The organism is Vibrio sp. Isolate25 (assembly GCF_022398025.1).
Taxonomy (GTDB): Bacteria; Pseudomonadota; Gammaproteobacteria; order Enterobacterales; family Vibrionaceae; genus Vibrio; species Vibrio coralliilyticus_A.
In genome coordinates, this window is record NZ_JAKEUT010000017.1 from 53,437 (window position 1) to 72,656 (window position 19,220).

The 19,220-nt window shown below is 46.5% G+C and carries 12 protein-coding genes and 1 pseudogene; 2 read left to right on the top strand and 11 right to left on the bottom strand.

Translation table 11 applies throughout. The features are described from left to right. Positions 1-51: 51 nt before the first annotated feature. Both L1D15_RS19745 and L1D15_RS19750 read right to left on the bottom strand, forming a co-directional pair. Positions 52-2,649: an ExeM/NucH family extracellular endonuclease gene (locus L1D15_RS19745; RefSeq protein ID WP_239876788.1), complete on the bottom strand. Its 2,598-nt coding sequence runs from the start codon at positions 2,647-2,649 to the stop codon at positions 52-54. A gap of 348 nt (positions 2,650-2,997) precedes the next feature. After that, positions 2,998-3,495 (bottom strand): FxsA family protein, encoded by a 498-nt coding sequence (locus L1D15_RS19750; protein ID WP_239876789.1) that lies wholly within the window; start codon positions 3,493-3,495, stop codon positions 2,998-3,000. Between the two features lie 319 nt (positions 3,496-3,814). Here L1D15_RS19750 and aspA point away from each other — a divergent pair, with 319 nt between their 5' ends. Beyond that, positions 3,815-5,263, top strand: coding sequence for an aspartate ammonia-lyase (gene aspA, locus L1D15_RS19755; protein WP_239866907.1), 1,449 nt, complete (start codon positions 3,815-3,817; stop codon positions 5,261-5,263). A gap of 171 nt (positions 5,264-5,434) precedes the next feature. After that, positions 5,435-6,742 carry an anaerobic C4-dicarboxylate transporter gene (locus L1D15_RS19760; protein WP_239866910.1) on the top strand — a complete coding sequence of 436 codons (1,308 nt, stop codon included), beginning with the start codon at positions 5,435-5,437 and terminating at the stop codon, positions 6,740-6,742. Positions 6,743-6,826: 84 nt separating this feature from the next. On the opposite strand, the gene rpoC is transcribed toward L1D15_RS19760, so the two are convergent. The 9 genes and pseudogenes from rpoC to tuf form a co-directional block, all read right to left on the bottom strand. Continuing rightward, on the bottom strand, positions 6,827-11,032 hold the full coding sequence (gene rpoC / locus L1D15_RS19765) for a DNA-directed RNA polymerase subunit beta' (RefSeq protein ID WP_239866913.1): 4,206 nt from the start codon (positions 11,030-11,032) through the stop codon (positions 6,827-6,829). Between the two features lie 79 nt (positions 11,033-11,111). Further along, complete coding sequence (gene rpoB / locus L1D15_RS19770; RefSeq protein WP_239866916.1) at positions 11,112-15,140, bottom strand: DNA-directed RNA polymerase subunit beta; 4,029 nt, start codon at positions 15,138-15,140, stop codon at positions 11,112-11,114. 231 nt (positions 15,141-15,371) lie between these two features. Then, positions 15,372-15,740: a 50S ribosomal protein L7/L12 gene (gene rplL, locus L1D15_RS19775; RefSeq protein ID WP_006957113.1), complete on the bottom strand. Its 369-nt coding sequence runs from the start codon at positions 15,738-15,740 to the stop codon at positions 15,372-15,374. Positions 15,741-15,798: 58 nt separating this feature from the next. Then, a complete protein-coding gene (gene rplJ, locus L1D15_RS19780) occupies positions 15,799-16,293 on the bottom strand; it encodes a 50S ribosomal protein L10 (RefSeq protein WP_006957114.1) in 495 nt (164 codons plus the stop codon). A gap of 280 nt (positions 16,294-16,573) precedes the next feature. Beyond that, positions 16,574-17,278, bottom strand: coding sequence for a 50S ribosomal protein L1 (rplA, locus tag L1D15_RS19785; protein ID WP_004747603.1), 705 nt, complete (start codon positions 17,276-17,278; stop codon positions 16,574-16,576). A gap of 4 nt (positions 17,279-17,282) precedes the next feature. Then, entirely contained in the window at positions 17,283-17,711 is a 429-nt protein-coding gene (gene rplK / locus L1D15_RS19790) for a 50S ribosomal protein L11 (protein ID WP_006957115.1), read from the bottom strand. Positions 17,712-17,854: 143 nt separating this feature from the next. Then, a complete protein-coding gene (gene nusG / locus L1D15_RS19795) occupies positions 17,855-18,403 on the bottom strand; it encodes a transcription termination/antitermination protein NusG (protein WP_239838041.1) in 549 nt (182 codons plus the stop codon). A gap of 13 nt (positions 18,404-18,416) precedes the next feature. Then, positions 18,417-18,797 carry a preprotein translocase subunit SecE gene (gene secE / locus L1D15_RS19800; protein WP_239838038.1) on the bottom strand — a complete coding sequence of 127 codons (381 nt, stop codon included), beginning with the start codon at positions 18,795-18,797 and terminating at the stop codon, positions 18,417-18,419. 276 nt (positions 18,798-19,073) lie between these two features. Then, a pseudogene (gene tuf, locus L1D15_RS19805) lies at positions 19,074-19,220 on the bottom strand (elongation factor Tu); the annotation flags it as partial.

The following is a 19,220-nucleotide window of genomic DNA, read 5'->3' on the forward strand; positions in this document are numbered from 1 at the left end:
AAACCGCCACTGAATGTGGCGGTTTTTACTTGGTCTCTGTAAAAGAGTGGCTTATTTACGACGACGCCACAGTGCTAAGCCAAACAATGACATTAGTGCACCAAAACCGAACGAACCAGCCATGTTCAATTCTAGGACTGCTGGATCGTGGTCAGAAGAGCGGAAGTGATCGTTGTACTTCGGCAAGTCACCTTTGTACTCATCGTTATAATCAAATAGCGTCGATTCGCCGCCATTGATATGCCAGTCTGTGGCATCCACGAAATGCTTCTTCAGACTTGGGCTGATTAGTAGGTGGTCTAACGCGCCCACTTCATCATTGTACGAGTAGCTCCAGCTATTTGGGTGCTTCATCGCAACAGCATTAATGTAATTGTACCCTTCAGTAATCACCGCACCGTTATCACCAAACTGCTCTGTGTCACCAATAAAGGTATTACGTGCCGCTTTGATCTGCTTACCGTATTTCTCTTCACTGTAATCGGTCAGAACCAGCATCGGATCTTCCATACCGTAAGAGTTCAAGTCACCAAGAATCACTTTATGACCTTTGATCTCTTTCAGCGCGTCGCCCAGTGCAACCGCCGCTGCAACACGGAAGTTTTCACAAGAGCCTTGCTGGTCAGCATCGACACCGCCCTGACCACCTTGGTCAACAGGTGCTGCGTCTTCCCAACATTTAGAACCTTTCGATTTGAAGTGGTTAATCGCAACCGTGATCTTCTCATTGGTGCCTTTGATCTTGAACGTTGGCGCTAGAGAGTTACGCTGATAGTTCTTACCATCTTCGATCACTTTACCGTCGTCATCTAGCACTTCAGGCGCTTGCTGACTTGGCATCTCGATAACGCGTACTTCTTTTAGCTTCGCCACTTTAGAGCGGTAAATAACGCCTGTGGTGATGACGTCAGTACCAATTGAGTCGTTCTCATCCGTCACTTTATCGCCATTGCTGTCAACAGCAACGAAGTCGTAACGGTCTTTCTTCTTATCGATACGTTGGTTTAGCTGCTCAACAAGCTGACGAATAGCGCCACTATCACCAAAGCCATTGTTTTCGATTTCCATCAAACCGATGATATCAGCGTCAAGGCGTAGAATAGCGTTAACAATCTTCGCCTGCTGAACTTCGAACTCTTCATAACTGTTGGCACCACGGTTATCACCATGCTGGTTAGCGTCACCACCAAATGGGGAATTGAAGTAGTTGAGTACGTTGAATGTCGCGATACGCAGATCGCCTTCTTCCATATCGATGCCTTCAGTACGAGGATCGTTACGTACGAAGTTGTCGTTAGTTAGCGTGTTGGTGGCAATCAGACGGTAATCACCATAGCTGTAGCTTAGAACACCTTCTAAGCCAACGATGGTATCGTCGATGCGGATGTAGTCTTCTGTAGAACCATTCTGGTCAGCATCAGTGCGGCCAAAGTCTGGGTAGTAAGGAACCGTGCCATCCGCGGCCTTGGCATCAGACTCAATGAACAGGCGACGCTGTGCGTTTTCAGTGCTCTGCTGTTTCGCTTCGTCAGAACCTGCGGCAAAGTTCTGGTTAGGGTGCATGTTGATGCGGCCCTGAGCTACAACCATGTTATTACGACGCGCTGCGTAATCGTAACCAAAGGTGCGAGTCACACGCATATCCAACGCTTCAGTCGTCTTAACCAGCATGCCTTCATAGCGCTCTAGCGTCTGATCGAAGTTAGCGTCATCCGCCATCACTTCAATCGCCGTCGCCACTGGAGCAGATTGTTCGCCTTGCTTCACCCAGTTGTTGTTTTCCGCTTTTAGTTGCGTCAGGTTGTAGTTCTCTTGAACTTTACCTTTCACACAAACCACATCGCCAGGCTGAAGATCAGAGCTTGACTGGTTAGTATGAACGAACAAACCTTCCGATGTTTTCGGGTTGTAGTCATCTTCCAGTGCTTGTAGATAGAAGCCCTTTGTTAGACCTGTAGTCACTGCACTAACCACACCTTTGACGAAGAAGTCTTCATCTGTGATGTATGGGTAGCCATTGATGAATGGAGACGTATCACCTTCACCTTGAATTTCTTGAATCGATGTAAAGACAGGTTCAGCACCATCTTGAGTACAAGCAAACGGCTCTGGTGTCTCACCGCCATCTAGTACACCTAGACCTTCGATGCTGTTTTTTGCCAGCGATGACCATTGAGAAGCGTCATAAGTAGAAGAAGGCGTCATCGCATCAACATTACGTACCAGAGTGACATCTTTTGCGAAATCTGAGCCGCCCATGTTACCCAAGATGTCATGTACGTTGCCGTCTTTCAGTAGCGCAATCGGATCATTACCGTTAAATCCGATCACTGAACCATTTAGGATGTCGCTTACTGCTTTGATTTCATCACTTGAACTTGTGTGTGCAACAACCAGAACGCTTTGTGCTTCCAGTACACGGCCACCTAGAGCCAGTTTGCTGCCCCACTCACCGCCGCCGTTGGTCGATTTCGCTAGCTCATAGCCATCCAGCGTCACTGCTGAATCGCCAGTGTTGGCAATCTCAATAGCTTTATTGTTACTGCTACCTTCAACGTACTGAGAAATTACGATATCCGCCATTGCTGGAGCGGAGAGAGCACTTGCGACCACTGCTGCAAGTAAGGTTGGGGTTAGTTTTTGTTTCATTCTGTCCACCTTGCATCGCTTTCCGTGTTGTATAGGGTTGAGAAAGCGTGTTCCAAATCACCTTTTCTATTGAGAAAAGACTTATAAAGCACGACAAGTGTTTATCTTTTTCATGAAACTAAAAACAACATTCAGTGACAGTGAGATTTTGATCTCATAGATATGCTGAATATTTGAAGAGACTTCAAAGTTTAAACATAAGGTGAAACGTTTGTTGCACAAATGAGAATAGATCGCTGATTTAGTTTAGCTTTTGCTTATAAATAGAATTAAAGCTCTAGAGGAAAATACAAATAAAGGCGCGGAGATTGCGCCTTTATTTATCAGGTGTTCGCGAGGTTTTATCCGTTAATTGAGGCGATTATTATCGTCTCCATCCTTACGCTCATATTCACCTTCAAACGTATTGCCGTCTTTAGGTTGTTGATTAAACGGGTCTTGCTCGAAGTTACCAGCACCGAAGCCGCCTTGAAAGCCACCACCAACAGACTGTACCGTCATCTTACTCATAAGGTATTTTGCCATCGCAGCGCGTGGTGCCGGTAATAGCACTAACATGCCGAGCGCATCGGTCATAAAGCCCGGTGTCAGCAGTAGTACCCCTGAGACCGCTAACATCACACCTTCAAGAATTTTCTGAGCAGGCAGCTCGCCTTGCTGCAAGCGGTTTTGCACTGACATCAAGGTCTGCAAACCTTGGCTGCGTACCAAAGACGCACCGGCAAACGCGGTGATCAGTACCAGTGCGATCGTCGGCCACAATCCTAAGTAACCGCCGACCGAAATAAACAGGCCTATTTCAATAATAGGAACGAAAATAAACATCAATAATAAGATAGGAAACACACGCCCTCCTTTGTTAGGCCCAGTGTACGCCCAAAGCTAATTCAAGCTCAAATTAAAGCTGTAAAAAAAAGTGATGGCGCCCTCAATAAACTGATACCACTTTATGGTTATTTATACCTTGTTCATATCTTGCAAAAGTTTAACTAAACAAAAGCAAAAAAGGTGATCAAGCTACTATTTTTATCTGCTGGGTACAGTATTATGAGCCCCATAAGTCAGGACGGATTTTACAGCCAAAAATTCTGACGAAAGGATTCTTACACTGCAGAATGGCTAGCATTTTACTTTATCATCAGAATAATTATCTAAGGATCCTGTGATGGCTACCCTAACTGATACTCCTAGCACTACCGCTGCCACTCGTATCGAAGAAGACCTACTTGGCGAACGCCACGTTCCTGCCGACGCTTACTACGGCATCCACACACTACGTGCTATCGAAAACTTCAACATCTCTAATGTCACGATTTCAGATGTCCCTGAATTTGTCCGTGGCATGGTTATGACCAAGAAAGCCGCAGCGTTAGCAAACAAAGAGCTAGGCGTTATTCCTAAAGATGTCGCGAAATACGTAGTCGAAGCGTGTGATTTGATCCTTGAAACAGGTAAGTGCATGGATCAATTCCCTTCAGACGTCTTCCAAGGCGGTGCTGGCACATCAGTCAACATGAATACTAACGAAGTGATCGCCAACGTCGCACTTGAGCTGATGGGCAAGGAAAAAGGTCAGTACGAATTCATTAACCCAAATGACCATGTTAATAAGAGCCAGTCGACCAACTGTGCTTACCCAACGGGTTTCCGTATCGCCGTTTACAATAGCGTTCACACTCTGATTGAAGCGATTGAATATCTGAAAGGTGCATTTGAACTTAAAAGCCAAGAGTTCAAAGACGTGCTTAAAATGGGTCGTACTCAGCTTCAAGACGCGGTACCAATGACAGTTGGCCAAGAGTTCCACGCATGGGCTGTGACTCTGAATGAAGAAATCCGCGCCCTTGAGTACACTTCAAAACTACTGCTAGAAATCAACTTAGGTGCCACTGCGATCGGTACTGGTTTGAACGCAGCTGAAGGCTATCAGAAACTGGCAGTGAAACACTTAGCTGACGTGACAGGCCTAGATGTAGTCCCAGCGGAAGATCTGATTGAAGCGACATCAGACTGTGGTGCTTATGTAATGACACATGGTGCACTGAAGCGTTTGGCGGTTAAATTGTCTAAGATCTGTAATGATTTGCGTCTGCTTTCTTCTGGTCCACGTGCCGGACTCAACGAACTTAACCTGCCAGAGCTACAAGCAGGCTCTTCTATCATGCCAGCTAAGGTTAACCCGGTGGTACCAGAAGTGGTCAACCAAGTCTGTTTCAAGGTACTGGGTAATGACAACACTATCTCATTTGCCGCAGAAGGTGGTCAGCTACAGCTAAACGTGATGGAACCTGTCATCGCGCAAAGCATGTTCGAGTCCATTTCTCTACTGTCTAACGCGTGTGTCAACCTGCGTGATAAATGTATCGATGGCATCACAGTCAACAAAGAAATCTGTGAAGGCTACGTGTACAACTCAATCGGTATCGTGACTTACCTGAACCCATACATTGGTCACCACGAAGGTGACATCGTTGGTAAGATCTGTGCGGAAACCGGTAAGAGCGTCCGTGAAGTAGTGCTAGAACGTGGCTTGCTGACCGAAGAAGAGTTGGACGATATCTTGAACGTGGAAAACTTTATGCATCCTAAGTATAAAGCGAAACGCTACGAATAAGATTGCTACCAAGGAGGGCCCAACAGGGCCCTTTTTTAGGCACCAATACGGTTAACCACAGTTTTATAAGGGTTAATGCCTATCCAATGGATCCCTCCTTCAATTATCTAAACGTTTAGGCACTGAGTGTTCAGATAATCGAATTTAAGTTAACAATATGAGGTAATTATCATGGTAGCGGTCGAACTATTAGTCGTTCTGCTCTTTATCTTTTTAGGAGCCAGAATAGGTGGGATTGGCATTGGCTTTGCGGGTGGTGCAGGCGTTATCGCATTGTCATTAATTCTTGGCGTACCGACCAGTCAGGCCTACATTCCTGTGGATGTAATTCTGATCATCATGTCGGTCATCACAGCGATTGCCGCGATGCAGGTCGCCGGTGGTATGGATTGGTTAGTACAACTGGCAGAAAACTTCTTGCGCAAAAACCCAGAGCGCATCACCTTTTATGCGCCTATCGTCACTTTCCTTATGACATTAATGGCAGGTACGGGTCACACCGCATTTTCCACACTGCCTGTTATTGCGGAAGTCGCAAAAGGTCAAGGGGTGCGTCCATCGCGTCCTCTCTCTATTGCTGTGGTCGCATCGCAAATCGCGATTACCGCTTCCCCAATCTCAGCAGCCGTCGTGGCATTCGCTGCGATGCTGGCACCAATGGGGGTTGATTACCTGACACTACTTGCGGTGTGCATCCCAACCACCTTCATTGCTTGTATGATTGGCGCATTCGTCGCTAACTTTATGGGCAGTGAATTAAAAGATGACCCGATTTATCAGGAGCGCTTGGAGAAAGGTCTGATCAAACTCGCAACGGAAAAGCAGCGTGACATTCTTCCAACAGCGAAAACAGCCACATATATCTTCCTTGCAGCAATTGGTTTCGTGGTTTGCTACGCGGCGGCTATCTCTAAATCCGTAGGCCTGATTGTTGATCCAGCACTTGGCCGTAATGAAGCCATCATGACAGTGATGCTGGCCGCAGCAGCAGCGATCGTTTTATTTACAAAGATTGATGCAGCAAAAATTCCTAACGCCTCAACGTTCCGTTCTGGAATGACCGCTTGTGTGTGTGTTCTAGGTGTGGCTTGGTTAGGTTCAACCTTCGTCAACGCGCATGTGGATGGCATTAAAGAAGTCGCAGGCGCGCTGCTGTCTGATTACCCATGGCTACTGGCGATGGTACTGTTCTTTGCTTCTATGCTGCTTTACTCGCAAGGAGCAACCACAGTGGCTCTGATGCCAGCAGCACTTGCAATCGGTGTCGCTCCGCTCACAGCAGTGGCTTCTTTCGCCGCAGTAAGCGCACTATTCGTTCTACCGACTTACCCAACTCTGCTTGCCGCAGTGGAAATGGATGACACAGGTTCAACTCGCATCGGCAGCTATGTCTTTAACCACCCATTCTTCATTCCGGGTGTGGTGACCATTGCTTCAGCGGTTGGATTAGGTTTCACTTTCGGTGGTTTACTTATCTAACCAAAGGGAAGAACGAACCTCCCGACATAAAAAAATCCCCAAGCTAAGCTTGGGGATTTTTATTATCTTCTTATTAGTCCGCGATTACTCGTCAGCAGAGAAACCTGCGTTTAGCAATGCTGCAAGATTGTCAGTGGCTTGCTCTGCTGAAGGACCTTCTTGTTCTTCAGTGCGCTTAGCTTGACGATCTTGGTGGTAAGCGAAACCTGTACCTGCTGGGATTAGACGACCAACAATGACGTTTTCTTTCAGACCACGTAACTCATCACGTTTACCAGAAACAGCTGCTTCTGTTAGTACGCGAGTTGTCTCCTGGAACGATGCCGCAGAGATGAACGATTCAGTCGCTAGAGATGCCTTAGTAATACCAAGTAGCTCACGCTCGAAACGTACTAACTCTTTGCCTTCAGCTTCTAGCTGACGGTTAGCAATCTTAACGTTCGCGTATTCAACCTGTTCACCAACTAGGAACTCTGTAGAGTCACCTGCGTGAGTGATTGTACACTTACGTAGCATCTGACGAACGATAGTCTCAATGTGCTTATCGTTAATCTTAACGCCTTGCAGACGGTATACTTCTTGAACTTCGTTCGCGATGTACTGAGTCACAGCGTGGATGCCACGTAGACGAAGAATGTCATGTGGAGACTCTGGACCATCTGCGATCACGTCACCACGTTCAACTTTCTCGCCTTCGAATACGTTAAGCTGACGATGCTTAGGAATCATCTCTTCGTAAGCGTCACCGCCTTCACGAGTGATTACTAGACGACGCTTACCTTTCGTTTCTTTACCAAAGCTCACAGTACCTGTGTGCTCAGCAAGGATCGCAGGCTCTTTCGGCTTACGAGCTTCGAATAGGTCAGCTACGCGTGGTAGACCACCGGTGATATCTTTGTTACCGCCAGATTTCTGAGGGATACGTGATAGCGTATCACCCACGCCTACTTCTGCGCCATCTTCGATGTTTACAATCGCTTTACCAGGTAAGAAGTAGTGAGCTGGCATATCTGTACCAGGGATCATTACATCGTTACCTTGCTCATCAACAAGTTTGATAGCTGGACGCATATCTTTACCTGCTGCTGGGCGAGCGGCAGCTTCTGTAACTTCGCTTGAAGATAGACCCGTTAGATCATCGGTTTGACGAGAAACTGTCACACCATCGATCATGTCTACAAACTGGATGCGACCTGCCACTTCAGTAATGATTGGCATGGTGTGTGCTTCCCAGTTCGCTACTGTTTCACCAGCTTCAACGGCATCGTTGTCACCTTTAGAAAGTAGAGAGCCGTATGGCAGTTTGTGCTTCTCTTTAGTACGGCCAAATTCGTCAATGATGGTTAGCTCTGATGCACGAGAAGTGATCACTAGCTTGCCATCTTTGTTTGTAACGAATTTCGCGTTATGAAGCTTAACCGTACCTGTAGTCTTAGCTTGGATGCTGTTCTCTGCAGCTGCAGTCGATGCTGCACCACCGATGTGGAACGTACGCATTGTTAGCTGTGTACCCGGTTCACCGATAGACTGAGCAGCGATAACGCCCACTGCTTCACCTTGGTTCACTAGGTGACCACGTGCTAGGTCACGGCCGTAACACTGAGCACAACAACCGAAGTCTGCATCACAAGTAACTACAGAGCGCACTTTCATGCGGTCAACTGAGTTCTCTTCCATGATCTGACACCACTTCTCATCAATTAGAGTGTTACGTGGGATCAGAACATCGTCCGTACCTGGCTTCAGTACGTCTTCTGCAACAACACGGCCTAGAGCAAGCTCAGAAAGCGCAACTTTAACGTCACCACCTTCAATGTGCGGCATCATGTCGATACCTTCGTGCGTGCCACAGTCATGCTCGTGTACAACAACGTCTTGAGCAACGTCTACTAGACGACGAGTTAGGTAACCCGAGTTCGCTGTTTTCAGTGCCGTATCCGCAAGACCCTTACGAGCACCGTGCGTTGAGATAAAGTACTGAAGTACGTTTAGACCTTCTTTAAAGTTCGCTGTGATCGGCGTTTCGATGATTGAACCATCTGGACGAGCCATTAGACCACGCATACCTGCAAGCTGACGAATCTGAGCTGCAGAACCACGTGCGCCCGAGTCAGCCATCATGTAGATGCTGTTGAACGATTCTTGTTGCTCGTCTTCACCTTCACGGTTCACTACCGTTTCAGATGAAAGGTTTTCCATCATCAACTTCGCTACGCGATCGTTGGTTGAAGCCCAAATATCGATCACTTTGTTGTAGCGCTCACCCGCAGTTACAAGACCAGATTGATACTGTTCTTGAATTTCGCGAACTTCTGCTTCCGCTTCTTCGATCTCAGTGTATTTCGCATCTGGCACAACCATGTCGTCGATACCAACCGATACACCAGAAAGTGCTGCGTAAGCAAAACCTGTGTACATGATTTGGTCAGCGAAGATAACCGTATCTTTCAGACCTAGCTTACGGTAAGCCTCGTTAAGTAGGTGAGAGATTTGCTTCTTACCTAGCTTCTGGTTAACGATGCTGAACGGAAGACCAGATGGCACGATTTGCCATAGCATTGCACGACCGATAGTAGTATCAACTAGCTTAGTCTCTGTAGTGCTGTTGCCATCTTCATCTTTCACTGTCTCAGTGATACGAACTTTAACGCGAGCGTGTAGCTCTGCAGACTTAGTACGGTATGCTTTCTCAGCTTCAGCTGGGCTAGCAAGGTACATACCTTCGCCTTTGACGTTGATCTTGTCACGAGTCATGTAGTAAAGACCCAATACAACGTCCTGCGAAGGTACGATGATCGGATCACCTGACGCTGGCGACAGAATGTTGTTTGTCGACATCATCAGAGTACGAGCTTCAAGCTGTGCTTCTAGAGTTAGAGGCACGTGAACCGCCATTTGGTCACCATCGAAGTCCGCGTTGTACGCCGCACACACAAGTGGGTGTAGCTGAATCGCTTTACCTTCGATCAGTACTGGTTCGAACGCCTGGATACCTAGACGGTGAAGTGTAGGGGCACGGTTCAATAGTACTGGGTGTTCACGGATTACTTCGTCTAGGATATCCCAAACGACCGCTTCTTCACGCTCTACCATCTTCTTAGCCGCTTTGATTGTCGTTGCTAGGCCACGAGTCTCAAGCTTGCTGTAGATAAATGGTTTGAATAGCTCAAGTGCCATCTTCTTAGGAAGACCACACTGGTGCAGACGCAGGTATGGACCTACTGTGATTACAGAACGACCAGAGTAGTCTACACGTTTACCTAGAAGGTTCTGACGGAAACGACCTTGTTTACCCTTGATCATATCAGCAAGAGATTTCAGAGGACGCTTGTTCGAACCAGTGATCGCGCGACCGCGACGACCGTTGTCTAGTAGCGCATCAACAGACTCTTGCAGCATACGTTTTTCGTTACGTACGATGATGTCCGGAGCAGCAAGCTCTAGTAGACGCTTCAAACGGTTGTTACGGTTGATTACGCGACGGTATAGATCGTTCAGATCAGAAGTCGCGAAGCGACCGCCATCTAGTGGTACTAGAGGACGTAGATCTGGCGGAAGTACCGGAAGCACAGTTAGGATCATCCACTCTGGGTTGTTACCAGATTGAACGAACGCTTCAACTAGCTTCAGACGCTTAGTGATCTTCTTACGCTTAGTCTCTGAGTTAGTAGACTGAAGCTCTTCACGCATTTCTTCGATTTCAGCAGGCAGATCCATAGACGCAAGTAGGTCTTTGATCGCTTCTGCACCCATCTTAGCCGTGAATTCATCGCCCCACTCTTCTAGACGATCCAGATACTCTTCTTCAGTCAGCATCTGAGATTTTTCTAGATCCGTCATACCCGGTTCAGTTACTACGTACATTTCGAAGTAAAGAACACGCTCGATATCACGTAGAGGGATATCCATTAGTAGACCGATACGAGACGGCAATGATTTTAGGAACCAGATGTGAGCAACTGGTGAAGCAAGCTCGATGTGGCCCATACGGTCACGACGAACTTTAGTTTGTGTAACTTCAACGCCACACTTCTCACAAATAACACCACGGTGTTTCAGACGCTTATATTTGCCACAAAGACATTCGTAGTCTTTAACTGGACCAAAGATACGCGCACAGAACAGACCATCACGTTCAGGTTTGAACGTACGATAGTTGATCGTTTCAGGTTTTTTAACTTCACCGAAAGACCATGAACGGATCATGTCCGGTGAAGATAGACCGATTTTGATTGCATCAAATTCTTCGGTCTTATGCTGTGCTTTTAGAAAGTTTAATAAGTCTTTCACAATCAGCTCCTGTAAGGAGTTAAAAGGAGCCCACCCGCAAAACTAGGTGAGCACCTTCAACCAAATAACCCCGTGGGGATTACTCTTCGTCTTCTAGCTCGATGTTGATACCTAGCGAGCGAATCTCTTTCAACAGTACGTTGAACGATTCTGGCATGCCAGGTTCCATGCTGTGGTTACCGTCTACGATGTTTTTGTACATCTTAGTACGGCCGTTAACGTCATCCGACTTAACCGTTAGCATTTCTTGAAGCGTGTAAGCAGCACCGTATGCTTCTAGTGCCCATACTTCCATCTCACCGAAACGCTGACCACCGAACTGAGCTTTACCACCAAGTGGTTGCTGAGTTACTAGGCTGTACGAACCAGTAGAACGAGCGTGCATCTTGTCATCAACAAGGTGGTTCAGTTTCAGCATGTACATGTAACCAACCGTTACAGGACGCTCAAACGCATCACCTGTGCGACCATCAAACAGCGTTAACTGACCAGATTCTGGCAAGTCACCGAGTTTGAGAAGCTCTTTGATTGACGTTTCATTCGCACCATCAAATACTGGTGTCGCGATCGGCAGACCACCACGCAGGTTGTTGATCAGCGTACGAACTTCATCATCAGAAAGCGATGCAATATCGACTTGCTGACGAGTTTCGCCAAGATCGTAAACTTTCTGTAGGAAGTCACGGAACTTAGCCAGTTCTTGCTGCTCTTTCACCATTTGGTTGATCTTGTCACCGATGCCTTTCGCTGCCAGACCTAAGTGAACTTCTAGGATCTGACCGATGTTCATACGCGAAGGTACACCCAGTGGGTTCAGTACGATGTCAACCGGCTGGCCTTTCTCATCGTAAGGCATGTCTTCAACAGGGTTGATCTTAGAGATTACACCCTTGTTACCATGACGACCCGCCATCTTATCACCAGGCTGGATACGACGTTTAACCGCAAGGTAAACCTTAACGATCTTCAGTACGCCAGGTGCGAGATCATCACCTTGTGTGATCTTACGACGCTTAGTTTCAAACTTCTTATCGAAATCAGCACGTAGCTCGTCATACTGCTCAGCAAGCTGTTCAAGTTGAGTCTGTTGAGCATCATCTTCAAGCGTTAGCTCTAGCCACTTCTTACGATCGATAGTGTCTAGTTTCGCTTCAGTGTAACCACCATCGATGAGTACAGCTTTAACTCGGTTTAGAAGGCCACCCTCAAGAATCTGGAATTCTTCAGTCAGGTCTTTCTTCGCTTCTTTTAGCTGCATCTGTTCAATTTCAAGTGCACGTTTGTCTTTTTCGACACCGTCACGAGTAAATACTTGAACGTCGATGATCGTACCGGATACAGAGTTTGGTACGCGTAGAGACGTGTCTTTAACGTCTGATGCTTTCTCACCGAAGATAGCACGTAGTAGCTTCTCTTCAGGCGTTAGCTGAGTTTCACCTTTAGGCGTTACTTTACCTACAAGGATATCACCGCCTTTCACTTCCGCACCGATGTAAACGATACCTGACTCGTCTAGTTTAGACAGAGCAGATTCACCTACGTTTGGAATGTCAGCTGTGATTTCTTCAGCACCAAGCTTAGTATCACGCGCCACACAAGATAGCTCTTGAATGTGGATAGTCGTGAAACGGTCTTCTTGAACTACGCGCTCAGATACTAAAATCGAGTCTTCGAAGTTGTAACCGTTCCAAGGCATAAACGCGATACGCATGTTCTGACCAAGAGCTAGTTCACCAAGGTCTGTTGAAGGACCGTCAGCAAGAACGTCGCCACGTGCTACAGGTTCACCCGGCATCACACATGGACGCTGGTTGATACACGTGTTTTGGTTAGAACGAGTGTATTTAGTTAGGTTGTAGATATCGATACCTGCTTCGCCAGGGATCAGCTCGTCTTCGTTAACTTTAACAACGATACGAGAGGCATCTACAGACTGGATTACACCACCACGTTTCGCTACCGCTGTAACACCAGAGTCAACGGCGATGTTACGCTCGATACCAGTACCAACTAGAGGCTTGTCAGCCTTAAGTGTTGGAACTGCCTGACGTTGCATGTTCGCACCCATCAATGCACGGTTCGCATCATCGTGTTCTAGGAACGGGATAAGCGATGCAGCGATAGATACAACCTGGTTAGTTGCAACGTCCATGTAGTCAACATGTTCGCGTGGGTGTAGGCCAGATTCACCTTTCTGACGAGCTGTGATTAGCTCTTCAGCAAATGTACCTTGTTCAGTAAGAACCGTGTTCGCCTGAGCGATAACGTACTGACCTTCCTGAATAGCAGATAGGTAATCTACTTCGTCTGTTACTACGCCATCTACTACGCGACGGTATGGAGTCTCTAGGAAACCGTACTCGTTACAACGCGCAAACGCAGATAGAGAGTTAATCAGACCGATGTTTGGACCTTCAGGCGTTTCGATAGGACATAGACGACCGTAGTGAGTTACGTGTACGTCACGTACTTCGAAGCCAGCACGTTCACGAGTAAGACCGCCAGGACCCAGTGCAGAAATACGACGCTTGTGCGTTACTTCTGATAACGGGTTATTTTGGTCCATGAACTGTGAAAGCTGTGAAGAGCCAAAGAATTCTTTAACCGCAGCAGAGATAGGCTTAGCGTTGATTAGATCTTGAGGCATGATTGCATCAAGGTCACCAAGGCTTAGACGCTCTTTAACAGCACGTTCAACACGTACTAGACCAACGCGGAATTGGTTTTCTGCCATTTCGCCAACGCTGCGGATACGACGGTTACCTAAGTGGTCGATATCGTCCACTTCACCGATGCCGTTACGAATAGCGATCAGCTTCTTCATCACTTCGATGATATCTGTTTCATCAAGTGTGCCTTGCTCTTGAGCATCTTCACGTTCGATAGAGCTGTTGAACTTCATACGACCAACAGTCGATAGATCGTAACGCTCTTCTGAGAAGAATAGGCTGTCGAATAGTGCTTCAGCAGCTTCTTTCGTTGGCGGCTCACCAGGGCGCATCATGCGGTAGATTTCTACCAGTGCAGAAATACGATCAACCGTGCTGTCGATACGTAGCGTGTCTGACATGAATGGACCGTGATCTAGGTCGTTCGTAAATAGAACTTCTAGAGCTTTATGGCCTGCCTGAGATAGGTTCGCTAGTGCTTCAAGACTGATTTCTTGGTTAGCCGCAACGATGATCTCGCCAGTCGCTTCGTTGATGTAGTCTTTCGAAGACACTTTGCCTACGATGTACTCTACTGGTACTTCGATGTGCTCAACGCCATCTTTTTCAAGCTGACGGATGTGGCGTGCCGTTACACGACGACCTGTTTCAACGTAAGTCTTGCCGTTTGCTTCGATATCGAATGACGCAGTTTCACCACGTAGACGATCAGGAACCAACTCCATAAGTAGAGTTTGATCTTTAACCTCGAAGTTCACCTTCTCAAAGAAGATGTCCAGGATCTCTTCTGTCGTCTTACCTAGTGCGCGAAGAATGATAGATGCTGGTAGCTTACGACGGCGGTCAATACGTACGTATAGGTTGTCCTTAGGATCAAACTCGAAATCAAGCCATGAACCACGGTAAGGAATGATACGTGCGTTATATAGAACTTTACCTGAAGAGTGGGTCTTACCTTTATCGCTGTCGAAGAATACACCTGGGCTTCTGTGCAGCTGGGATACGATAACCCTCTCGGTACCATTGATAACGAAGGTACCATTGTCTGTCATAAGCGGAATTTCGCCCATGTAGACTTCTTGTTCTTTAATGTCTTTTACAGTACCTGCTGGCGCGTCTTTATCAAAGATAACTAGGCGTAGTTTTACGCGAAGTGGTTTTGAGTAAGTTACGCCGCGAATTTGACATTCTTTAACATCAAAAACTGGCTCACCAAGACGGTAGCTAACGTATTGCAGCTCGGAATTGCCGTTGTAGCTCTGAATTGGAAATACAGAACGGAAAGCAGCTTCAAGACCGTATTGACCTTCAGGATCCTGTTCGATGAATTTTTCGAACGAATCGAGCTGGATCGATAGCAGGTATGGAATGTCCAACACTTGTGGACGAGTACCAAAGTCCTTACGGATGCGCTTTTTCTCGGTATAAGAGTAAACCATGGGGTTCCTCAGCTCGCTGATAAGTGACCCAAACTGTCTCCAATCGTTATGAGACAGTGACTAACACCTGTTTGAATGTAGTGACATTTCATTAAGCTGTAATGAAATGTTTTTTGCTAGGAACCTGGGTGCTCAAACAGCGGAAAAATCACCCAACCCCTACAGCGCAAAAAGGCCGGTGGTTATAAAACCACCAGCCATTAGCCGTTAGGCTAAGAAACTATGCAATAATTACTTAACAGTAACACTTGCACCAGCTTCTTCTAGCTGAGCTTTAAGAGCTTCAGCTTCATCTTTCTCGATGCCTTCTTTTAGAGGTGCAGGTGCGCCGTCTACTAGAGCTTTAGCTTCTTTAAGACCTAGGCCAGTTGCGCCACGTACTGCTTTGATTACAGCAACTTTGTTACCGCCAGCAGATTCTAGGATTACGTCGAATTCAGTTTGCTCAGCAGCAGCTTCGCCACCAGCAGCGCCGCCAGCTACAACAGCAGCAGCAGCAGAAACACCGAATTTCTCTTCCATTGCTTCGATTAGTTCAACAACTTGCATTACAGACATTTCTGCAACTGCGTCTAGGATTTGCTCGTTAGTAATAGACATAACAATTCTCTTTTAAAATCAACAATAAGTTTAATTAGCAACCAGTAAAAAGCAAGGCTTATGCCGCAGCTTCTTCTTTTTGATCGCGTAGTGCAGCGATAGTACGTACCAGCTTGCCTGCAGAAGCTTCTTTCATGCACATCATTAGGCGTGCAATTGCTTCGTCGTAAGTTGGTAGTGTCGCTAGTACTTCAGCATCAGTAACTGCGCCTTCGAATGCAGCAGCTTTGATCTCGAACTTGTCGTTCTCTTTAGCGAAGTCTTTGAAAAGACGCGCTGCGGCACCTGGGTGCTCGTTAGAGAATGCGATTAGAGTAGGACCAGTGAAAGTGTCTGTTAGACACTCGTAGTCTGTACCTTCAACCGCACGACGCGCTAGAGTATTACGAACAACTTTCAGGTAAACGCCCGCTTCACGAGCTTGTTTACGTAGAGAAGTCATCGCGCCTACTTCAACGCCACGAGAGTCAGCTACAACTGCAGAAAGTGCACCACTGGCAGCTTCGTTGACTTCAGCAACAATTGCTTTTTTGTCTTGAAGGTTTAAAGCCATCTTGGATTTACTCCTGGTTGTCGTTACACCACTCACTATTATCACAACAGTGAGAGCTATTGAGGTGCTTCCCAGAAGAAAGGTAACTATTTACATAGAGCTTTCTGTCAGTTCGGGCACCATCTACGTAGGGTAATTAAGTCTTTATTTATCAAATAAATTCAGACGCCTACGGTCTTGGACGGAGACTGGGTCTTAATTCTTACAGAACCAAAATTCAGCCCCAACCACAAATATTAGGCGCGAAATTATACACAAATTTCGCGCCTAAGCAAATATATTAGTTTGCTAGAGTGTTCAGGCTAGCCTGATCAACAGCAACACCAGCACCCATAGTAGTAGAGATGCTTACTTTCTGCAGGAATGTACCCTTAGCAGAAGATGGCTTAGCTTTCTTCAGAGCAACTAGAAGAGCTTCTAGGTTCTCTTTGATCTGCTCAGCAGAGAAGTTTGCTTTACCGATAGTAGTGTGGATGATGCCGTTCTTGTCGTTACGGTAACGAACCTGACCAGCTTTAGCGTTCTTAACTGCTTCAGCAACGTTAGGAGTTACAGTACCAACTTTAGGGTTTGGCATTAGACCGCGAGGACCTAGGATAGTACCTAGTTGACCTACAACGCGCATTGCATCTGGAGAAGCAACAACTACGTCAAAGTTCATTTCGCCTTTCTTCACTTGCTCAGCAAGATCTTCCATACCAACGATATCTGCGCCAGCTTCTTTAGCTGCTTCAGCGTTCGCACCTTGAGTGAACACTGCAACGCGGATTTCGCGGCCAGTACCGTGAGGTAGTACAGTTGCACCACGTACGTTCTGGTCAGATTTACGAGCATCGATGCCTAGGTTAACAGCAACGTCTACAGACTCAACGAATTTAGCAGTTGCTAGTTCTTGAAGAAGAGCAACAGCTTCGTTGATTTCGTATTCTTTAGTTACGTCAACTTTTTCGCGGATTACGCGCATGCGCTTAGTTAGTTTTGCCATGATCTTAACCCTCTACCACTAGGCCCATTGAACGAGCAGTACCCGCGATTGAACGCTTCATTGCTTCGATGTCAGCACCAGTCATATCAGCAGCTTTAGTTTCTGCGATTTCTTGGATTTGAGCGTCAGTTACAGTACCCACTTTTTCAGTGTTTGGACGACCTGAACCAGACTTAACGCCAGCCGCTTTCTTAAGAAGAACTGCAGCAGGTGGAGTCTTAGTGATGAACGTGAAAGAACGGTCGTTGTATACAGTGATAACAACAGGAGTCGGTAGACCTTTCTCGATAGATTCTGTTTTTGCGTTAAACGCTTTACAGAATTCCATGATGTTAACACCGTGTTGACCTAGAGCAGGACCAACTGGTGGACTTGGGTTTGCCATACCAGCAGCAACTTGCAGCTTGATGTAAGCTTCAACTTTCTTAGCCATGATTTTTCCTAATTTTGGGTACAAACGCTAATCGACCGATCAGCTCCCCGTTTACGTAAATAACTTTTTGCTTCGACAGAAGCAAAAAGGCGCGAAATTATAGTCATAATTCGCGCCTTAAACAACCCTAAAAAGGTGTTTTTTTAATCAAGTTTTTCAACCTGACCAAACTCAAGCTCAACTGGTGTTGCACGACCAAAGATCGATACAGACACTTTCAGGCGGCTCTTCTCATAATCCACTTCTTCAACCGTACCGTTGAAGTCAGCAAATGGACCATCAGTAACACGTACCACTTCACCGGCTTCGTACATAGTACGCGGGCGAGGAGACTCGCTCGCTTTCTCAAGACGGTTAAGGATAGCATCAGCTTCTTTATCAGTGATAGGAGCTGGACGGTCAGAGGTACCACCAATGAAGCCCATGACACGCGGCACGCTGCGTACTAAGTGCCATGATTCATCGTTCATAATCATCTGAACGAGGACGTAACCTGGGAAGAATTTACGCTCAGACTTACGACGTTGACCTGCGCGCATTTCCACTACTTCTTCAGTAGGAACAAGAACTTCACCAAACAGCTCTTCCATGCCATGCATTTTGATATGCTCGCGAAGAGACTGAGCTACACGGCCTTCAAATCCAGAGAAGGCTTGAACCACATACCAGCGTTTTTTAGGAGCTTCACTCATGAATTAAAACCCTCTATACCCCAGTCACAAAGTTGACAAGACGAACCATAATGCCGTCAATGCCCCAAAGTGCTAGAGCCATTACAATACTTACAGCTAAAACGATCAAAGTAGTTTGCATAGTTTCTTGACGTGTAGGCCAAACCACTTTACGAACTTCCATACGAGATTCTTTAGCGAACTCGATCGCAGCTTTACCTTTTGTTGTTGTAGCAGCAACACCTAGTGCCGCAGCAATCAATACAACAACACCTGCAGCGCGAATCACTACAGACATTTCACCATACAGGTAATTACCCACAACAGCGGCAGTCAGCAGAACGAAAGTGACAATCCACTTGAAGATATCTGCGCCATTTGAGCTTTCAGGAGTTTCAGCATTATTTGCTTTCATAAAACCAAACCTGTCACAAGTCTTAATATAGACGACAACAACCCCGCTGTTGCAGGGCAAATCCATGAGACGCTAACCTTACTCGATTGGCGAACTCTCTTAATGACCAAGAAGCAACATCTTGGGCAAAAAATCCTGCTTAATATTTGCTTGGATAAGAAATTAGCAAACATTATATTTAGTGCAGAAAAAGGGCATCAAATGATGCCCTTTTTGCTACTGGTTCGTCAAATCTTATTCAAAGATTTTTCAGAAGTCTTCAGCAATTCCTAAGAATTAGTCGAAGATCTTAGCAACAACACCAGCACCTACTGTACGGCCACCTTCACGGATCGCGAAACGAAGACCTTCGTCCATTGCGATTGGTGCGATTAGCTCTACAGTCATCTTGATGTTATCGCCTGGCATTACCATTTCTACGCC